Annotated in this window: 18 protein-coding genes; 8 read left to right on the forward strand and 10 right to left on the reverse strand. The window is 70.5% G+C overall.

The features are described from left to right. Positions 1-21: 21 nt before the first annotated feature. On the reverse strand, positions 22-582 hold the full coding sequence (locus tag DNK54_RS09775) for a flavin reductase family protein (RefSeq protein WP_110206767.1): 561 nt from the start codon (positions 580-582) through the stop codon (positions 22-24). 143 nt (positions 583-725) lie between these two features. Between DNK54_RS09775 and DNK54_RS09780 the strand changes: the two genes are divergently transcribed. Continuing rightward, positions 726-1544, forward strand: a complete 819-nt coding sequence (locus tag DNK54_RS09780) for an IclR family transcriptional regulator domain-containing protein (RefSeq protein ID WP_110206768.1) — start codon at positions 726-728, stop codon at positions 1542-1544. A 24-nt stretch (positions 1545-1568) separates the two neighbouring features. Here DNK54_RS09780 and DNK54_RS09785 read toward each other — a convergent pair whose 3' ends face one another. After that, positions 1569-2462: a LysR substrate-binding domain-containing protein gene (locus DNK54_RS09785; protein ID WP_110206769.1), complete on the reverse strand. Its 894-nt coding sequence runs from the start codon at positions 2460-2462 to the stop codon at positions 1569-1571. A gap of 79 nt (positions 2463-2541) precedes the next feature. On the opposite strand from DNK54_RS09785, the gene DNK54_RS09790 reads away from it, so the two are divergent. Further along, positions 2542-3768, forward strand: coding sequence for an acetyl-CoA C-acetyltransferase (locus tag DNK54_RS09790; protein WP_110206770.1), 1227 nt, complete (start codon positions 2542-2544; stop codon positions 3766-3768). Next, positions 3765-4547 (forward strand): 3-oxoadipate enol-lactonase, encoded by a 783-nt coding sequence (pcaD, locus tag DNK54_RS09795; RefSeq protein ID WP_110206771.1) that lies wholly within the window; start codon positions 3765-3767, stop codon positions 4545-4547. The genes DNK54_RS09790 and pcaD overlap by 4 nt, the downstream gene beginning before the upstream one ends. A gap of 112 nt (positions 4548-4659) precedes the next feature. On the opposite strand, the gene catC is transcribed toward pcaD, so the two are convergent. From catC to DNK54_RS09825, 6 genes are all read right to left on the reverse strand, one after another. Beyond that, positions 4660-4941 carry a muconolactone Delta-isomerase gene (catC, locus tag DNK54_RS09800; RefSeq protein ID WP_110206772.1) on the reverse strand — a complete coding sequence of 94 codons (282 nt, stop codon included), beginning with the start codon at positions 4939-4941 and terminating at the stop codon, positions 4660-4662. After that, positions 4941-5774, reverse strand: coding sequence for a catechol 1,2-dioxygenase (gene catA, locus DNK54_RS09805; protein WP_239460017.1), 834 nt, complete (start codon positions 5772-5774; stop codon positions 4941-4943). Before catA ends, catC begins: the two co-directional genes overlap by 1 nt. Before the next feature lie 26 nt (positions 5775-5800). Continuing rightward, positions 5801-6904, reverse strand: coding sequence for a mandelate racemase/muconate lactonizing enzyme family protein (locus DNK54_RS09810; RefSeq protein ID WP_110206774.1), 1104 nt, complete (start codon positions 6902-6904; stop codon positions 5801-5803). Positions 6905-7023: 119 nt separating this feature from the next. Further along, the gene (locus tag DNK54_RS09815; RefSeq protein WP_110206775.1) at positions 7024-8019 is read right to left on the reverse strand and encodes a pirin family protein; all 996 of its coding nucleotides are present in this window, start codon (positions 8017-8019) and stop codon (positions 7024-7026) included. Between the two features lie 27 nt (positions 8020-8046). Further along, entirely contained in the window at positions 8047-8841 is a 795-nt protein-coding gene (locus tag DNK54_RS09820; RefSeq protein ID WP_162602386.1) for a DUF3152 domain-containing protein, read from the reverse strand. A gap of 335 nt (positions 8842-9176) precedes the next feature. Next, a complete protein-coding gene (locus DNK54_RS09825) occupies positions 9177-10376 on the reverse strand; it encodes a homogentisate 1,2-dioxygenase (protein WP_110206777.1) in 1200 nt (399 codons plus the stop codon). Between the two features lie 66 nt (positions 10377-10442). Here DNK54_RS09825 and DNK54_RS09830 point away from each other — a divergent pair, with 66 nt between their 5' ends. Beyond that, on the forward strand, positions 10443-11303 hold the full coding sequence (locus DNK54_RS09830) for a hypothetical protein (protein WP_239460018.1): 861 nt from the start codon (positions 10443-10445) through the stop codon (positions 11301-11303). Continuing rightward, positions 11304-12497, forward strand: a complete 1194-nt coding sequence (gene fahA / locus DNK54_RS09835) for a fumarylacetoacetase (RefSeq protein ID WP_110206778.1) — start codon at positions 11304-11306, stop codon at positions 12495-12497. Between the two features lie 107 nt (positions 12498-12604). On the opposite strand, the gene DNK54_RS09840 is transcribed toward fahA, so the two are convergent. Beyond that, positions 12605-13258 (reverse strand): GyrI-like domain-containing protein, encoded by a 654-nt coding sequence (locus tag DNK54_RS09840; protein ID WP_110206779.1) that lies wholly within the window; start codon positions 13256-13258, stop codon positions 12605-12607. Positions 13259-13281: 23 nt separating this feature from the next. After that, entirely contained in the window at positions 13282-13542 is a 261-nt protein-coding gene (locus tag DNK54_RS09845) for a metal-sensitive transcriptional regulator (RefSeq protein ID WP_110206780.1), read from the reverse strand. Between the two features lie 117 nt (positions 13543-13659). On the opposite strand from DNK54_RS09845, the gene DNK54_RS09850 reads away from it, so the two are divergent. Genes DNK54_RS09850 through DNK54_RS09860 form a run of 3 tightly spaced genes read left to right on the forward strand, consistent with a single transcriptional unit; the run spans position 13660 to position 18028 of the window. Next, positions 13660-15054 (forward strand): MBL fold metallo-hydrolase, encoded by a 1395-nt coding sequence (locus DNK54_RS09850; RefSeq protein ID WP_110206781.1) that lies wholly within the window; start codon positions 13660-13662, stop codon positions 15052-15054. Then, a complete protein-coding gene (locus DNK54_RS09855; protein WP_110206782.1) occupies positions 15051-15839 on the forward strand; it encodes a sulfite exporter TauE/SafE family protein in 789 nt (262 codons plus the stop codon). The genes DNK54_RS09850 and DNK54_RS09855 overlap by 4 nt, the downstream gene beginning before the upstream one ends. Before the next feature lie 44 nt (positions 15840-15883). Continuing rightward, on the forward strand, positions 15884-18028 hold the full coding sequence (locus DNK54_RS09860) for an MMPL family transporter (RefSeq protein ID WP_110206783.1): 2145 nt from the start codon (positions 15884-15886) through the stop codon (positions 18026-18028). Positions 18029-18046: the final 18 nt, after the last annotated feature.

The raw sequence follows: 18046 nt of genomic DNA on the forward strand, positions 1-18046 counted from the left end.
CTCCGGGGGATGGGATGGGGGTCAGGACGCCGCCGAGGCGGCGAGCGGGGTGAAGGCGGCGGTCGAGTCGAACCAGCCGTGGTCGGGGTTGTCGATCGAGCCGTGCCAGTGGCAGGTGCTCTCGACGGTGCCGAGGTGGCGGAAGGCACCGGCGTGGAAGAGCAGCGGGTCGACACCGGCGATCCGCACCTGCTCCACCTCACCGATCACGATCAGGTGGTCTCCGCCGTCGTAGGTACGCCACGGCCGGCAGCGGATGGTCGCGGCCGTACCCGCGAGCACCGGTACCGGACCGTCGTCGAGCCACGCGGGGCTGACCGCGGCCGGACGGCCCGCGAAGTGCCAGGCGACGTCGACCTGGTCGGCGGCGAGGATGTTGATCCCGAACTCACGGTCGGCAAGGAACTCGCAGGCCCGTGAACTCCTGCCGAGGGTCACCTGGGCCAAGGGCGGGTCCAGGGAGACGGCGGTGAAGGCGTTGACCGTCGCGCCGTGCGGCTCACCATCGGCGTTCGTGCAGGTCACCACCGTCACGCCCGTGGCGAACTGGCCGAAGGCGTCGCGCAGGAGTCGCTGATCCATCCGTCTCACCTCTTCTGGTACGGTGTGCGTACAATGTGCACGCAGTGCGTTCACATCGACAGTGGCCCACCTCACATCGGCCCGTCAAGGGCAGCAGCCGGGAATCGCCATACTCAATTACGCCCGATTGAGCGGATCTGAATATGAATGAGATCAACCAGCGCGACCTGGTGCAGAGCATCGAACGGGGCTTCGCGGTGCTCCTGGCCTTCGACGAGGAGATGCCGACACCCACCTCGGCCGAGCTGGCCGCGCGGACCGGGCTCTCGCGCCCCGCCGTACGACGGATCCTGCTCACCCTGCAGCACCTCGGGTACGTGCGCCCCGAGCAGGGCCACTGGACGCTGACCCCGCGGGTGCTCACCATCGGGCAGCACTTCGCGGCCACGCACAGCATCGTGGAGATCGCCCAACCGCACCTGCAGCGACTGGCGGAGCTGACACACGAGTCCGCGTCACTGGGACAGCTGGACGGGCCCCACGTGATCTACGTCGGACGCGTGCACGTACGCCGCGTGATGGCCACCAGCGTGGACATCGGCACACGGCTCCCGACCCACGCCACCGCCATGGGCCGGGTGCTCCTGGCCTGGGCAGAGGAGCGCGCAGTGGAGCATGCCCTGGCCTCCGTCCCGCTGCGCCAGCTCACCCCGCGCACCGTGACCGACCCCGTGGCGCTGCGTGACCTGCTGCACCAGGTGCGCATCGACGGGTGGGCGATCGTCGACAGTGAGCTGGAGGAGGGGTTCCTCGCTGCGGCGGTGCCGGTGCGCGACGTCCAGGGCGAGGTCGTCGCAGCACTCTCGCACTCGACGACCCGGCTGCGCAGCAGCACCAAGCAGATCCAGACCGGCGTCGTGCCCCAGCTGTTGGAGATCGCCGCAGCCATCGAGGAGGACCTCTCCACCCTCGCCACCGCAGGCAGGCGGGTGCGCCCCGGGGATCGCGACGGGTTCTTCTGAACCGTCGGGCGATGGCGACGCCGCTCAGCCCTCGCGCTCGCCGAAGACGGCCCGCAGATGGTCGACGACGAGCTCGGCGGCCGGGGTGAGCCGCTCCGGATGCCAACCGATCGCGAGGTCGACCGTCACCCGGTCCGCCACGGGCCGGAAGGCGACGCCGGGCAGGCTCAGCGCCGTCACGGACTCAGGCAGCACCGCGACCCCGAGGCCGGCAGCCACGAAGACGACCATCGTGGAGGTCTCGGCGACCTGCGCGACCTTGCGGGGCCGGAAGCCGGCCCGCCTGCAGAGCGCCTGGACCGCGTCGTGAAGGACGGAGCGATGCTCGGACGGGTAGCTGATGAAGGGCTCGCCCTTCAGTTCCTTGACCCGGACGCTCTCCTGCTCCGCCAGCCGATGGCCGACAGGCAGCGCAACCACCAGAGACTCGCGGCGTACCACCTCGACCTCGAGCGCGCCGTCGGTGACCGGCGTGCGCAGGATCGCGACGTCGATCGAGCCGTCGCGCAGCGCCGCCTCCTGGTCGGGCGTCAGCATCTCGCCCTTGAAGTCGAACTCGATGTCGGCGAAGGAGTCCCGGAGCCCCCGGGCCAGCTCCGGCAACAGCGAGTACGTCGCCGAGCCGATGAAGCCCAGCGCGACCCTGCCGACCTCTCCGGTCGAGACGCGCTTGGCCTCCGCGCCTGCCTGGTCGACGGCAAGCAGGACCGCCCGGGTCCGCTCCAGGTAGCGCTCGCCGGCCGGCGTCAGGGCGACCTGGCGCGTCGTCCGCTCGAAGAGCGCGAAGCCCAGCTCGGCCTCGAGCTGCTTGATCTGTTGGGAGAGCGGAGGCTGGGCCATGTGGAGCCGTTCGGCAGCCCGACCGAAGTGCAACTCCTCCGCGACGGCCACGAAGTAGCGCAGGTGACGCAGTTCCATATGCAGAGCATATGAGAATCCGGGGAATGCGTATATCTCACCTATAGAAGCTGCGCCCCGACCTCCCTAGATTGGCTTCATGGCCACCGAAGCGACTGACATCGTCATCTGCGAGCCACTGCGCACCCCGGTAGGTGCCTACGGCGGAGTCTTCGCCGATGTTCCGGTGACGACGCTGGCCGCGACGGTCCTGGCCGAGCTTGTCGACCGCACCGGTCTGGACGGCGGTGACATCGACGACGTGATCCTCGGCCAGTGCTATCCCAACGGCGAGGCTCCGGCACTCGGCCGGGTCGCCGCGCTCGACGCCGGGCTCGACGTCAGGGTCCCCGGCCAGCAGATCGACCGCCGCTGCGGCTCGGGCCTGCAAGCCGTCCTCAACGCGGCGATGCAGGTCGCCACCGGCGCCTCTCGCATGGTCGTCGCCGGTGGCGCGGAGTCGATGTCGCAGGCCGAGCACTACGCCCTCGGCCTGCGGACCGGCATCCGTGGCGACGGCACCCGGCTGATGGACCGCCTCGCGAGGGGCCGGGTCACCGCGGGCGGCCGCAACCATCCGGTGCCCGGCGGCATGATCGAGACGGCGGAGAACCTGCGCCGCGACTACCGCATCAGCCGGGAGGACCAGGACGCCCTCGCGCTCGCCTCCCAGCAACGTTGGGCGGAGGCCCAGGGCGCGGGCCGCTTCGACGACGAGATCGTGCCCGTGGTCGTGCCCGGTCGCCGTGGCCGACCGGACACGCACATCGAGGTCGACGAGCATCCACGGCCAGAGACGACCGCGGAGGCGCTGGCCGCGCTGCGTCCGGTCCGGTTGGCGGTCGACGACGAGGCCACGGTCACGGCCGGCAACGCCAGTGGCCAGAACGACGGTGCCGCGATGTGCATCGTGACCACCCGGGCCGAGGCCGATCGACGCGGGCTCGACGCCTTCGTCACGCTGCGCGCCTGGGCGGTGGCCGGCGTACCACCGGCAACGATGGGCATCGGACCGGTGCCCGCCACGGCGCTGGCACTCTCCCGCGCCGGGATCGACCTGGCACAGCTCGACCTGATCGAGCTCAACGAGGCCTTTGCAGCCCAGGTCCTCGCCTGCCTTCGCGAACTCGGGATGGCCGACGACGATGCCCGGGTCAACGTGAACGGCTCCGGCATCTCCCTCGGCCATCCCGTCGGCGCGACCGGCGCCCGGATCCTGGCCACCCTCGCCCGCGAGCTGCGGCGTCGCGAGGCACGCTTCGGGCTGGAGACCATGTGCATCGGCGGCGGCCAGGGCCTGGCCGCGGTCTTCGAGGCTGTGCGATGAGCACGCCGCTGGTCGACTACGACGTCCTGCCAGGACCTGCCGACGCCCCGGCGGTCGTGCTCTCGAACTCGCTGGGCTCCACCCGGCACATGTGGGACCGCAACATCGAACTGTGGCAGCGGCACCTGACGGTCGTCCGCTACGACACCCGGGGGCACGGCGACTCGGCCGTGGTGCCCGGCCCCGCCACCATCGACGACCTCGCCGACGACGTGATCGCGCTGCTCGACCATCTCGGTCTGGAGCGGGTGCACCTCGTCGGACTCTCCTTGGGCGGCATGACCGGCATGCGGCTCGCCGCACGCGAGCCGGCGCGGATCGATCGGCTGGTGACGCTGTGCACCTCGCCCTACCTGGGACCGGCGGCCAACTGGCTCGACCGCGCCGCGCTGGTGCGGTCGACGGGCACCAGCGCGGTGGCGGAGGCAGTCGTGGATCGGTGGTACTCACCCGGTTTCCTCGCCCGCGAGCACGAGCGCGTGGCGCGTGCGCGACAGATGGTGGCCGCCACCCCGCCCGAGGGGTACGCCGCCAGCTGCGAGGCGATCGCCACGATGGACCTGCGCGACCAACTGTCCTCGATCACCGCCCCCACCCTGGCGATCGCCGGTGCCGATGACCCGGCCACCGGGCCTGCGCACCTGCAGGCGATCGCCGAGAGCGTCGTCGACGGCTCCCTGCTCGTGGTGCCGGACGCAGCGCACCTGGCGAACGACGAGCAGCCCGAGACAATCGGCGATGCGGTCCTCGCCCACCTCCTCGGCGCGCCCCCGGAGTGACGCCGTACGTCCTGCGCCCTGGTCGTCGGAGCAACCAGCACGCAGGACACCCACCACAACGTCCTGCGCCCTGGTCGCCGGAGCAACCAGGGCGCAGGACGTTGGACCGCGCTCAGGCGTCGATGTCGGAGGGGTGCGTGGCCAGCGGCGTGACCACGATCTCCATGTAGGGGAAGAGCGGCAGGCCCGCGAGGAGGTCGTGCAGTTCGTTGTTGTCGGCGACGTCGAAGACCGAGACGTTGGCGTACTCCCCCACGATCCGCCACAGGTGCGGCCACTTGCCGGCACGCTGCAGCTCCTGGGAGTAGGCACGTTCACGGGCGACGAGGTCGGCACGGACGTCCGGATCCATGTCGTGGGGGATCCGGACGTCCATGCGGGCGTGGAAGAGCATCAGGCGGGGTCCAGCACGAAGTCGTACGTCGTCACGTTGCCCGCCTCGCCCTCCACCACGTCGAGCATCAGCTCGGGCTTCACAGCGGAGGCGATGTCGTCGCCGTTGTGGGGATCCCCGGGGAAGTAGAGCTGGGTGGTGATCAGCTGGCGGCCCGGCGCGGAGACCTTCAGGTGCAGGTGGGCCGGGCGCCATGCGTGCCAGCCGGCGGCCGCGATCAGCTTGCCGCAGGAGCCGTCAGTGGGGATCTGGTAGGGCGCGGGCTGGATCGTCTCGATCCAGTAGCGGCCCTCCTCGTCGGCGATGGCGGTGATGCGCAGGTTCCACTCGGGGATGCCGGGGGCGAACTGCGAGTAGAAGCCGGCGGCGTCCGCCTGCCAGAGCTCGATCTTGGCGCCGGGCACCGGAGCCCCGGAGAGGTCGGTGACCTGCCCCTGGAAGAGCAACGGCGTCCCCGCCTCGTCCGCGCGCATGGGCATCCGTGCGCGCGCGCCCTGCTTGGGGGCGTTGGGCACGTAGTACGGCCCCTCGATCGTGCCCTTCGAACCGGATCGGTCGGCGTTGGCGACCTCCTCGACCACGTGCTCGATCCACACGTCGAGGAAGAGCGGCCACTCGCCGTCCTGTCCGACTCCGATCAGCCACGCCTTCAGCGCGTTGTACTCGTCGTAGGTGACCTGGTGCTTGCGGACCGTCTCGTGGATCGCGGCGATCACCTCGCCGGCGAGTTCGCTCACCCGCTCGGGAGGGGTCTCCCCCACACCGAGCAGCTTGTCGGCCTGGAATCGCTCGGTGGCCGAGGCTCCGGACGCGGCAGCAGTGGCAATGCTCATCGATGTCATCTCCTTCTTGGTGCGGTTCAGGTGTCCTGGCGGTAGTGCGCCAGCTTGTCTTCGTCGATCTCGATGCCGAGGCCGGGCAGCTCGCGGACGAGCAGCTCGCCCTCCCGGATCTCCAGCGGGTCGGCAAGGAGGTCGTCGCTCATGTCGAGGAAGTTCGAGAGTTCGCCCGCCCGGGCGGAGGTGCTTCGATAGGCGGCCCCGAAGGCGGCCGAGCAGAGCGAGCCGAGCTGGCCGTCGATCTGGTTGCCCATGACGACCTCGACGCCCAGCGACTCGCAGAGGTGGTGCACGCGCTGGGAACCGGTGAAGCCGGTGCGCGCGGTCTTGATGCTCACCATGGTGGCACTGCCGCCGAGGATCTCCCTGGTCACCTCGGCGGGGGTGGAGACCGACTCGTCGGCGACGAAGGGCAGCGGGCTGTGCTCGACGAGCCACCGCCGGCCCAGTACGTCGTCGGCAGGGCAGAGCTCCTCGGCCATGGTGAGATCGAGGTCGGCCATCTGACGCAGCGCACGCAGGGACTGGGAGGCGCTCCACCCACGGTTGCCGTCGACGTAGAGCTCCACCCGGTCCCCGAGCCGTTCCCGGATCGCCCGGCAGACCGCGACGTCGAGCTCGACCGGAGAGCGCCCCACCTTCACCTTGAAGGTGCGGATCCCGAAGACGTCGAGCATCCGCTCCGCCTCGTCGGCCATCGCTCCCGGCTCGTCGAAGCCGAGCATGTGCGAGACCCGCATCCGATCGGTGAACCCGCCGAGGAGCTGGGTCACGGGCACACCCACGGCCTGGCCGATGAGGTCCCACAACGCCATGTCGAGGGCGGCCTTGGCCGTCGGGTTGCCGACGGTCTTGTTGAGCCGGGCATGGATGGCTTCACGGTCGAGCGGCGAGGCGCCGGCCATCGCCGGGCCGAGGATGCCGTCGACGACCGCGATGATCGAGGCCTGCGTCTCCCCGTAGGTGAAGGGGCGCGGGGGCGCCTCGGCCGTCCCGACCAGGCCGTCGTCGGTGTGTACCCGGACCAGCACATGCTCGGCCACCCGCACCTCGCCACTGGCGAACACCAGGGGCTTGCGGTAGGGGATGGCGAAGGGGATCGCCTCGACCTTGCTGATCTTCACCCGTGCTCCTCATGACGTGCATCACAACGTGTGCAGTCAGCGTAGGACGGGCTATTGATTCAAGAGAAAGACTTTGTTTCTGATCAATAGGACGTTCAGAATCTCAATCCGCCAGACCCTCAGCGCCGCTCGCGCAGCCGGGCGTTGGGCATCGGAGGAGCCGGGATCGGCGGCAGCGGCTGACCGGGCACCTGCCCGAACCGACCACCGCCCACCTCGAGGCCTGAGTCGACGACCTCTCCGTCCCTGGTGATCTGCTCCTGCCACCGCTCGCGGAACTCCACGATCTCCTCATGACTGCGCCCGACGAAGTTCCACCACATGATGATCGACTCACCGAAGGGCGGGCCGCCCAGCAGAAGCAGACGCGAGTCGCGCTGTGCGGCGAGGGTGATGGTGGCGCAGCCGGGGGCCAGGTAGCCGAGCTCACCTGCGGCGAGACCGGTGCCGTCGACCTGGATCGCGCCCTGGTCGAGGAGCACGCCGTGCTCGAAGCCCTCGGCCACGTCGACGACGATCTCCGCGCCGGCCTCCAGGAGCAGCTCGGCCCCGAGCAGCTCGGTGTGCGTGCGCACCGGCGAGGCGTCGCCCAGCAGCGAGCCGAGGAAGACCCGGGCGGTCCAGCCCGGCCCGGTGCGCGGCGGAGGCGCGTAGTGCTCGAAGCCGGGGGCCACGTCACGGGCGTCGGCCGGCAAGGCGACCCAGAGCTGGGCTCCGTGCAGGGTGGTGGTCTCCGGCGTCGACACCTCGGAGTGACTGATCCCGTGGCCGGCCGTCATCAGGTTCACCTCGCCGGGCCGGACCATCGCGACGTTGCCGGCACTGTCCCGGTGCTCGATCTCGCCGGTGAAGAGCCAGCTCACCGTGGCCAGACCGGTGTGCGGGTGCGCAGCGACGACCATCCCGCCCGAGTCGGAGACCAGATCGGGGCCGTAGTGGTCGACGAAGCACCAGGCGCCGATCAGCGATCGCTCGCGCGACGGGAGGGTCCGGCGCACCAACATCGCCCGCGGGCCGCCCAGCGGAACCTCGCGCGGGCCGATCACCTCGACGCCGGGCACCGAGGCGCCTTCGGCGCAGACCACTTCGTCGGGATGGCGCTCCTGGTTGCTCATGGCACCCAGTCTGCCTCGCTCGCGAGCTCAGCGAGTAGCACCGAGCTCTGCCCGCGTCGGGAAGGGGTTGAATCGGCAGCCAGAAAGGCCCTTCGACTGCTGCTGCATCACGGGCGCCGCCGCCCCTGGCCCGGGGCAACTGCGGTGGCCGTGCCCGAGCCAGTGACCCGTCTCGTGGTTGACCACCATGTGCCGGTAGTCGCGCAGCGACCCGCCCGCAGCGTTCCAGGCAGGCGACGCCTGTTGCCAACGGGTCTGGTTGATCACCACGTAGCGCCCCACCCGGCAGCTCCACTGGACACTGCACACCGGGGAGAAGCGTGGCAGCCAGGAAGGCTCCGCCAGGACCAGGGTGAAGTTCCCGCCCCGCGCCACACGACGAAACCGGATCCCCGCCGCCCGCCACCCGCGAGCGTCCTCGTAGCTGCGTTGCGCGAGCTTGCGGAACCTCGGGAGAGACGCAGTGATGAGCCCCCGGGTCTCCACCGAGTAGGTGACGGTACGGCGTACCGCGACTCGGTGCCGCGCCGCGACGCCGCGGCTGCGCACCTGCTTCTTCTGGAAACCGTCCGTCCGAGCGGTCCACCGCACCCGGATCCGGTGGCCGACGTCTCGGTGCGTCACCACATAGCGCTTGCCTGTGGCTCGCTTGATGGGCCTGCCGTCGCGCAGCCACTGTCGGCTCACGCGCCTCGGCCGGTGGTCGAAAGCGGGCTTGGTGGCGACAAGCGTGCTGCCGAGGCGCCCGCTGCCCCGGACCTCGGGACGTCGTACGACGCGCAGGCGCGCCTTGCGCACCTTGACCGCATGGGACTCCGCCACGGTAACGCCCTCCTCATGATGCGCGGTTACCCGAACCGAGAGCGACCGACCGACGTCGTCGAGCTCGAGCCGGTATCGGACTCCCGTGGCATCGGCGATCGGCACGCCGTCTCGAAGCCACACCACGCTGACAGAGGCGGGCTCCGGCAACCACGTCCCCGGAGACGCCTCCAGGACACCACGGAAGACCGGCGTCCCGGTCACTGTCGGCGGGTTGGTCAAGACGGGCGGAGCAGCCGCAGCCGGTCCTGCCCCGAATGCCATCACGGACACGACGAGAACGAGAGCGAAAAGCACCGAACGTCCACGCATTCCCCGAGGCTACCGGCCCCGAATCACCCCTCGCGCGCCCAGCTCCACGCGTACTCCGGATCCTCGACAGCCAGCCCGGCCTCGCCCAGCTCGAGCGGAGCGAAGGTGTCGACCATGACGGCGGTCTCCTCGAAGCGGTCGGTACCCAGGGCAGCCTCGATCGCCGACGGCTGCGGTCCATGGGCATGCCCACCCGGATGCAGCGAGACCGAGCCGATGCCGATCCCCGATCCCTTGCGCGCCTCGTAGTCGCCCGCGACGTAGAGCATGACCTCGTCGGAGTCGACGTTGGAGTGGTAGTAGGGCACCGGCACCGCGAGCGGGTGGTAGTCGACCTTGCGAGGCAGGAAGTTGCAGATCACGAAGTTGTGCCCCTCCAGCACCTGGTGCACTGGCGGCGGCTGGTGCACCTTGCCGGTGATCGGCATGTAGTCCTCGATGTTCAGAGTCCAGGGATAGAGGCAGCCGTCCCAGCCCACCACATCGAAGGGGTGCGTGGCGGCCGTCATCACGGTGCCCCCGACGCCGCCGGGCGCCGTACGCACGCGGTGCTTGACCAGCACCGGCACCTCGGTCTGCCCGGCGTAGGTCTCGGTGAGAGCCTCGAGATCGCGCGGACCGTGCTGGTCGCGCTCGCAGTACGGCGCGTGCTCGAGGAGCTGCCCGTAGCGCGAGAGGTAGCGCCGTGGCGGGGCGATGTGACTGGCCGCCTCGATGCAGTAGAGCCGGCTGGGGACCGCCGGGATCCAGCGATGGGTGCTAGCGCGCGGGATCACGACATAGTCGCCCGCTCGGTAGTCGAGGATGCCGAACACGGTCTCGACCGTCCCGCGCCCCGCCTCGACGTAGACGCACTCGTCGCCGATCGCGTTGCGCGTGAGCGGCGAGGGCTCGACCGCGACGACACTGCTGATCCGGACATCGGCATTGCCGAGCACCAGGCGCCGGTGCTCCACCGCGTTGGCATCGGCCGCGAAGGCCACGTCATGCAGTCGCAGGTGCCGCGGCCGGAGCGGATGGTTGGGCACGAGGGCCTGGTCGGGCAGTCGCCACTCCTCCGCGCCGACGATGGCGGAGGGGACGCCGCGGTGATGCAGCAGCGAGGAGTCGGAGGAGAAACCCTCCTCCCCCATCAGCTCCTCGACGAGCAGCCGACCGAGCTCGTCACGAAGCTGCGTGTGCCGCTGCCGAGGCAGGAGACCGGCGGCGCGGTAGTGGACCATGGCGCACTCCTGTTGTTCGTTTATCGAACACTTGCGTTCGCTATCTGAATCCCTAGAGTAGGACCCGTGAGCTCCACACCGCTAGCCCCCGAGGCCGCCGACCTGGCGCCGACCTGGCATGGCCTGGTCGACGACGCCGCCACCTTCCCGCCGGGCGATGCCGACCTGGGCGAGGCGGCAACGGCCTACGAAGCCCGGCGCTCGCTCCCCTGGCGCGGCCTCGTCGGCAGCTTCGTCGTGAAGGACGCCGACCTTCCTCGACTGCGCGACTTCGACGGCCCCGTGGCCGTGGTGATCACCGGCGGGGCAGGGCAGATCGCCGGCCCGCTCGACCTGGCCGAACGTCTCGGCATCGAGGTGGCAGCCGTCGAGATCGCCTTGCGCGACCTCGACGACCTGGCCGGCAACGCCCGCCGTGTCACCGCAGCACTGGACGCGACCGGCCGCGACGTCCGCCTGCATGTCGAGCTTCCCGTGACCAGGCCCAGCGCCGGCTGGCTGGCTGCCGCCGACGAGGTCGCCGCGGTCGAGCAACGCCTCAAGTTCCGCACCGGCGGCCTCGACGCCTCCGCCTTCCCCGCCAGCGCCGACCTGGCCGCCTGCATCGACGCCGCACTCGACCGCGAGACCCCGTTCAAGTGCACCGCAGGGCTGCATCACGCCGTGCGCCACGAGAGCCGGGACGGCGACTGGACGCACCACGGATTCCTCAACATCCTGCTCGCGACCGCGGCAGCCTGGGACGGCGCCGACCTCCAGAGCGTCGCCGGCGTGCTCGGCGAGCACAGCGCCGACGCCCTGGCCGAGAGCTGTCGAGAACTCGGCGACGATCTCGCGCGTGCCCGACGCTGGTTCACCTCCTTCGGCTGCTGTGATGTGACCGAACCGCACGACGATCTGCTCGACCTCGGCCTGATGGAGATCTGAATGGACACGTGGGCACCTGGAGCCGCGGGCTCGGCGTGGGACGTCGACAACCTGCCCTACGGAGTCTTCAGCCGGGCGGACGGCCAGCGGCACGTCGGCGTCCGCATCGGCGAGCACGTGCTCGACCTCGCGCCGTTGGCCCGCCGCCAGCGACTCGACACCGCCTCCGCGCTCGCCGCCACCAACCTCAACCCGCTGATGGCGTGCGGCCAGGACCAGCTCACCGGGCTGCGGAACTGGCTCCGTCATGCGCTCACCGATCTGGCCTGGCAGCCCGAGGTGGCGCCGTACCTGACGCCGCTGAGCGAGGTCGAGCTGCACCTGCCGATCGACGTGGGCGACTACGTCGACTTCTACGCTTCGGAGCATCACGCCAGCAACGTCGGCCGGATCTTCCGCCCGGACCAGGAGCCACTGCTGCCCAACTGGAAGCACCTCCCGGTCGGCTACCACGGTCGCTCCGGCACCATCGTTGCCAGCGATACCGGCGTACGACGTCCCTCCGGCCAGCGCCGCGGCGAGACCGGTCCGGTCTTCGGCCCCTCGACCCGGCTGGACATCGAGGCGGAGCTGGGATTCGTCGTCGGTCGGCCGAGCCAGCACGGCTCGCCGGTGCCGATGCGGCACTTCCAGGCCCACGTCTTCGGAGTGGTCGGCGTCAACGACTGGTCGGCACGGGACATCCAGGCCTGGGAATACGTTCCGCTCGGCCCCTTCCTCGCCAAGTCCTTCGCCACGTCGATCTCCCACTGGGTCACCCCCCTGGCCGCGCTCGAGGCGGCCTGGGTGCCGATGCCCAGGCAGGTCCCGCGCCCGCTGGACTACCTCGACCCCGACCGGGCCATGGCACTCGACATCGCGATCGAGGTGGAGTTGAACGGCCACGTGGTCTCGCGGCCGCCGTACCGCTCCATGTATTGGAGCCCGGCCCAGATGCTCGCCCACCTGACCGTCAACGGCGCATCGGTCCGCACCGGCGACCTCTACGCCTCCGGCACCGTCTCCGGCCCCGAGCCCGGCCAGGAGGGCTCCCTCCTCGAGCTCTCCCACGGCTGGAGCACCCCCTTCGGCCCCCAGCGGCGGCTCGCCCTGGAGGACGGCGACACCGTCACCCTCCGCTACACCGCCCCCGGCGCCCTCGGCGGCCGGATCGCACTCGGCGAGGTCACCGGCACCATCCTCCCCGCGGAGTAGCCACGCGCTCAGTTTCCCCGCCCGGGCGGGGAACTTGTCGCTTGTAGGCCGTAGCTACGCACACCAAGCACACAATTTCCACGCCAAGTGCCCAGCGGTACGCCGCCTCAACAGCCCGGGCGGACGGGCTGCCGGAGCAGGGTGCGCAGCTTCTCCGGCGCGGTCCGGCGTGGGTCGCTGAGGTAGATCTCGTGGTGCTTGCCGGTCATCTCGAGGCCGTGGGCGGGGATGAACTCATGGTGCATGCGCGCCAGGATCGCGGCCTCGTCGTCGTAGCTGCCGACGTGGAGGGTCTGGACGCATCGGCCCTCGTCGAGCGCCTCGAGCCGGAGGTCGTCGAGGCGCTCGGGCCGGCCGGTGCGCTTGGCACCCACCTGCGCGATGGCAGCATCGGCGAGCGAGGCGTCCACCCAGTCGGGCACGAGGATCATCATCGTCCAGTCCCAGCGGCTCTTGTCGCGGGCGGTGGTGAAGAGGCTGAGATCGTCGGCCCACCACAGGCCTTCGAGTGGCGGCACGACGTAGTCGCGGCCCGTCACCAGCCGACTAGCGAACTTGAGGGCGTAGGCGACGGGATAGAGCGCAGCCAGGGCCTCCGGGTAGGCCGCAGGCCCCGGCGCCCCGGGGGCGGACGTGACGTTCGGGTCGCCGTGGCCGTCGATCATCAGGTAGCGCTGGACGGGAAGGTCGAGCAGGCGGAAGCTCCCCACGGGAGCGCGATACCGGTCCAGCGCCCGCTTGAGATCGACCTTCGCCACCATCACGCCCGATCATGCCAGCCGACTCACGCCAGGGAGAGGAAGAGCTTCTCCATCTTCTTCACGTCGAGCGAGTCCGCTCCCCCTTCGGCGAGGCAGTGCTGCATGCCGGTGGCCACGATCGCGAAGCCGGCCCGGTCGAGCGCCTTGGAGACCGCAGCCAACTGCGTGACGACGTCTTCGCACTCGCGTCCCTCCTCCAGCATGCGCAGCACGCCGGCCAGCTGACCCTGAGCGCGCTTGATCCGGTTGATCACCGGACCCATCTGCTGCGGATCCAACTCCATGACTCCTCCTTCGCCAGCTTCCCGCCTGGGGACGCAGTCCCACATTTGACTATACCCCCGGGGGTGTTAACGTAGCCGCATCGAGATATACCCCTAGGGGTATTAAGGAGGTGTCGGATGGACACGCAGGAGAGCAGCACGACGGCACGCGGCTTCACTGTCGTGACGCTGGAGACGCCCACACTGGGCGACCGCAGCTACTTGGTGCACGACGGAGAGCTGGCATTCGTCATCGATCCGCAGCGCGACCTCGACCGGATCGAGGCCCTGCTCGTCGAGCAGGACGTGCGCCTGCAGGCGGTCTTCGAGACCCACCTCCACAACGACTACGTCAGCGGCGGCCACGCGCTGGCCGCGAAGCACGGGGCGGCGTACTACGTCAACGGCGCCGACGAGGTGTCCTTCGATCGCGAGCCGATCAGCGACGGCGAGACCGTGGCGATCGGGAGCCGGATGCGGATCACGGCGGTCTCCACTCCCGGGCACACCTTCACCCACCTCTCCTACGCGCTGCACGAGGCAGGGCAGGGCGCCGACCAGTCCGAGGCGGTCTTCTCCGGCGGCTCCATGCTCTTCGGCGCCACCGGCCGGCCCGACCTGCTCGGCCCCGACCACACTCACGCCCTGGCCCACCACCAGCACGACTCGGTGAACCGGCTCGCCGACCTGCTGCCCGACGACACCGAGGTCTACCCGACGCACGGCTTCGGCTCCTTCTGCTCAGCCACCCCGACCCAGGCCCTCAACTCCACTGTCGGCATCGAGCGCACGACCAACCCCGCTCTGACCCAGGACGTCGCGACGTACGTCGACCAGATGCTCGCCGCTCTCGACTCGTGGCCCGCCTACTACGCACACATGGGCCCGCTCAACGCCTCGGGTCAGCCCGCTGCGGACCTCACCGCCCCGGCAGAGGTCGATGCCGCCGAGGTCCGGCGACGCTTGGAAGCCGGAGAGTGGGTGGTCGACCTGCGCACCCGTACCGCCTTCGCCGCGGCGCATGCGCCCGGCACCTTCAACGTGGGAGCCGACGGTTCCTTGGCGACGTACCTGGGGTGGATCATCCCGTGGGGAACGCCGCTCACTCTCGTCGGCGAGAGCGTCGAGCAGGTGGCTGAGGCCCAGCGCGAGTTGAGTCGCATCGGGATCGAGGGGATCCGCGGGCAGGCGACCGGCGACCCGGCGACCTGGTCCGACCGGCCGCTGGAGAGCTTCCCTCGCGCGACCTTCGCCGACCTTGCGCAGGTGCGCCACCACCGCGCCGTGCACGTCCTCGACGTCCGCCGCGAGCTCGAGTACGCCGAGGCTCACCTCCCGGACGCGCAGAACGTCCCCCTGCACTCGCTCGTCGACCGCATCGACGAGGTGCCGGCCGGGGAGGTCTGGGTGCACTGTGCCGGTGGCTACCGAGCGTCGATCGCGGCCTCGATCCTGGCGGCCGCGGGCCGTCGGCCGATCGCCGTCGACGACGCCTTCGACGAGGCCCACACCCTGGGTCTCGTCGAGCGATGACCCTCCTTCTCGGCGTCGCTGCCGGGCTGGCGATCGGCACCCTGCTGGGCCTGCTGGGTGCCGGCGGCTCGATCCTGGCGGTGCCTGTGCTCGCCCACCTCTTCGGCCAGGACGCACACACCGCGACCACAGGATCGCTCGTGGTCGTCGCCGTGGCGGCCGCGATCGGCGCTGCTGCCGCCCGGCGCCAGGGGACGGTCCTGCTCGCCCGCGGACTGGCCTTCGGCACGGTGGCGACCGCAGGCTCGTTCGTGGGCTCCTCGCTGGCCCATCGCCTACCGGAGGAACAGCTGACCTGGGCGTTCTCCGGGCTGCTCGTGGTCGTGGCACTGGCGTTGTTGGCCGGTCCCCGCGGTGGTGAGCCGAGCGGCGACTGGGCCGAGCCGATCCTCACCCTCTCGCCCCGGCTCGGCTGCGCCTGCCCACGGGCGCTCAAGATACCCGTCACCGCCACCGGAGTCGGCACGGTGACCGGGCTCTTCGGCGTCGGCGCGGGCTTCCTGGCCGCCCCTGCGCTGGTGCTCGCCCTGGGCGTCCCGGCAGCCATCGCGGTCGGCACCTCGCTGGTCGCCATCGCAGTCACCAGCACCGGCGCGCTGGCTGTCCGTCTCGCGCTCGGCTTCGAGGTCGCCTGGCTGCCGGTACTGCTGCTGACCGCGGCCGCGGCGTTGAGTGCTCCGGTCGCGGCTCGTCAGGCCGCGCGCGTCCCGCGTCGACTGCTGGTGCCCGGCTTCGCCGGGATCCTGCTCGCGATCGCCGGCGCCGGCGCCTGGTCCACCACCTGATCGATCCACCTGATCCCTCCCTCTCACCTCACGAAGGAACCGTCATGCCCCCCACCTCCTCCGCACCACCCTCGACCGAACGACGTCCTGGCCCACTCGGCCGTCTCGGCCTCGGCGCGCTCGCCCGGCCCCGCACCACCGCCCTGATCTGGGTGCTCCTGGTGGTCGGGCTCGGCCTCTTCGCTCCCCGGGTGGAAGCCGAGCTCTCCGGCGCCGGGTGGCAGGCCGACGGCTCGGAGTCGGTGGCGGTGCGCACCCTGGCCGAGGACCACTTCGGCGGCAACGCCAGCTCGGCGCTGCAGATCGTCGTGCACAGCGAGGACGGCACGCTCACCGACGGTGCCGGAGCCGAGATCGTGGCCGACGTCATCGCCACGCTCGAGGACGAGAAGCGGCTTGCCGGCGTCGTGCCGCCGACACCCGGCGCCACCTTGAGCGAGGACGGCCGGACCGCGATCGTCATGGCCGGGGCAGGCGTCGACACCAACGAGATGGTGCGGGTCGCCGACGACCTCAAGGACGAACTGCGCTCCCTCTCCCGCGATGGCGTCACCGTCGATCCGACCGGCTCATCCCAGCTCTGGTCGGACTTCAACGAGGCCAATCTCGACGCGATGCTGAAGTCGGAGATGGTGTCGTGGCCGGTGACCCTGGCGATCCTGGTGCTGGCCTTCGGCGCTCTGGTGGCAGCGGGTCTCCCGTTGCTGCTCACCCTCGCCGGCCTCGTCGCCTCTGCCGGATCGCTGGTGCTGATCAACGAGCTCGTGCCGGTCTCGATCTGGGCGATGAACTTCGCGATGATGTTCGCGCTCGCGCTGGGCATCGACTATGCCCTCTTCCTCGTCGTGCGCTACCGCGCCGCCCGGATGGGCACCGGCCGCTCGGTGCCCGAGGCGATCGCCGAGATGATGGACACCGCCGGCAAGGCGGTGCTGCTCTCCGGCGTCACCGTCCTCGTCTCCCTGTCGGCCGTGATGCTCGTCCCCTCTCCCTCGTTCCGGTCGATGGCCGGGGGCATCATGCTCTCCGTCGTCTTCATCCTGGGCGCCACCCTGACCCTGCTTCCCCTCGTGCTCGCCAAGCTCGACCACCGCATCAACAAGCTGGCCCTGCCGTGGGTGCGGACGGGCGAGCACCGCTCACCCAGGTTCGCCGCCTGGGGAGAGCGCCTGTGGCGCCGTCCCTGGACCTACGGCACGGCCGCGCTGCTGGCCCTGGTGCTGCTCGCCCTCCCCCTGATCGGCTTGAAGACCGCCATGCCCTCCATCAAGGTGCTGCCTGAGGATGCCAGCGCGCGGATCGGCTACGACCTGGTCCAGAAGGCGTTCGGGGAGGGAGCTCCCGGGGCCTTGCAGATCGTGGCCGCCGCCGCAGATGCCGACACCGTCGCCAGCACGCTGGCCGCGGACCCCGGCGTCGCGATGAGCATGCCCGCCCAGGTGGGAGAGGAGACCGACCTGGTGATGGTCCAGGCGATCCCGACCGTCGACCCGTCCGACCCGGCGCTGGCCGAGACTGTCGACCGACTCCGCGACGCACTGCCCCACGACGCCCTCGTCGGCGGCGCTGCCGTCGAGAACCTGGACCTGAAGAGTCAGTTGGACGCCTCCACCCCGCTGGTGCTCGGCGTGATCCTCGCTCTCGGCTTCCTGCTGCTGCTCTTCGCCCTGCAGGCGCCGTTGATCTCGCTGCTCGGCACCGTCGCTTCGCTGCTCTCGACGGCGGCGGCCTTCGGCGTGGCCCGGCTCGTCTTCCAGGAGGGGTACGGCGCGGGGTTGCTCGGCTTCGAGAGCCAGGGGTTCCTCGACGCGTGGGCACCGGTCTTCTTCTTCGCGATGATCTTCGCGATCGCGATGGACTACACCGTCTTCCTGCTCGCCTCGGCCAAGGAGCACTTCGAGCGCAGCGGCGACCCACACGAGGCGATGGTCGGCTCGCTGGCCCACTCCGGCCGGGTGATCTTCGCGGCGGGTGCGGTGATGGTCGCGGTCTTCTTCACCTTCGCACTCTCCGGCCCGCTGCCGCCGAAGGAGATGGGCGTCATCCTCGGCATCGCCGTCCTGCTCGACGCGTTCCTGGTGCGTCTGGTCTTGCTTCCGGTGCTGCTCCGGCTCACCGGCGATGCCGCCTGGTGGTGCCCCGCCTGGCTCCGGAAGGTGCTGCCCACCATCACCTTCGCCCACGACTGATCGAACGGAAGGAAATAC

Origin of the sequence: Nocardioides daejeonensis, from assembly GCF_003194585.1 — a bacterium.
GTDB lineage: Bacteria > Actinomycetota > Actinomycetes > Propionibacteriales > Nocardioidaceae > Nocardioides > Nocardioides daejeonensis.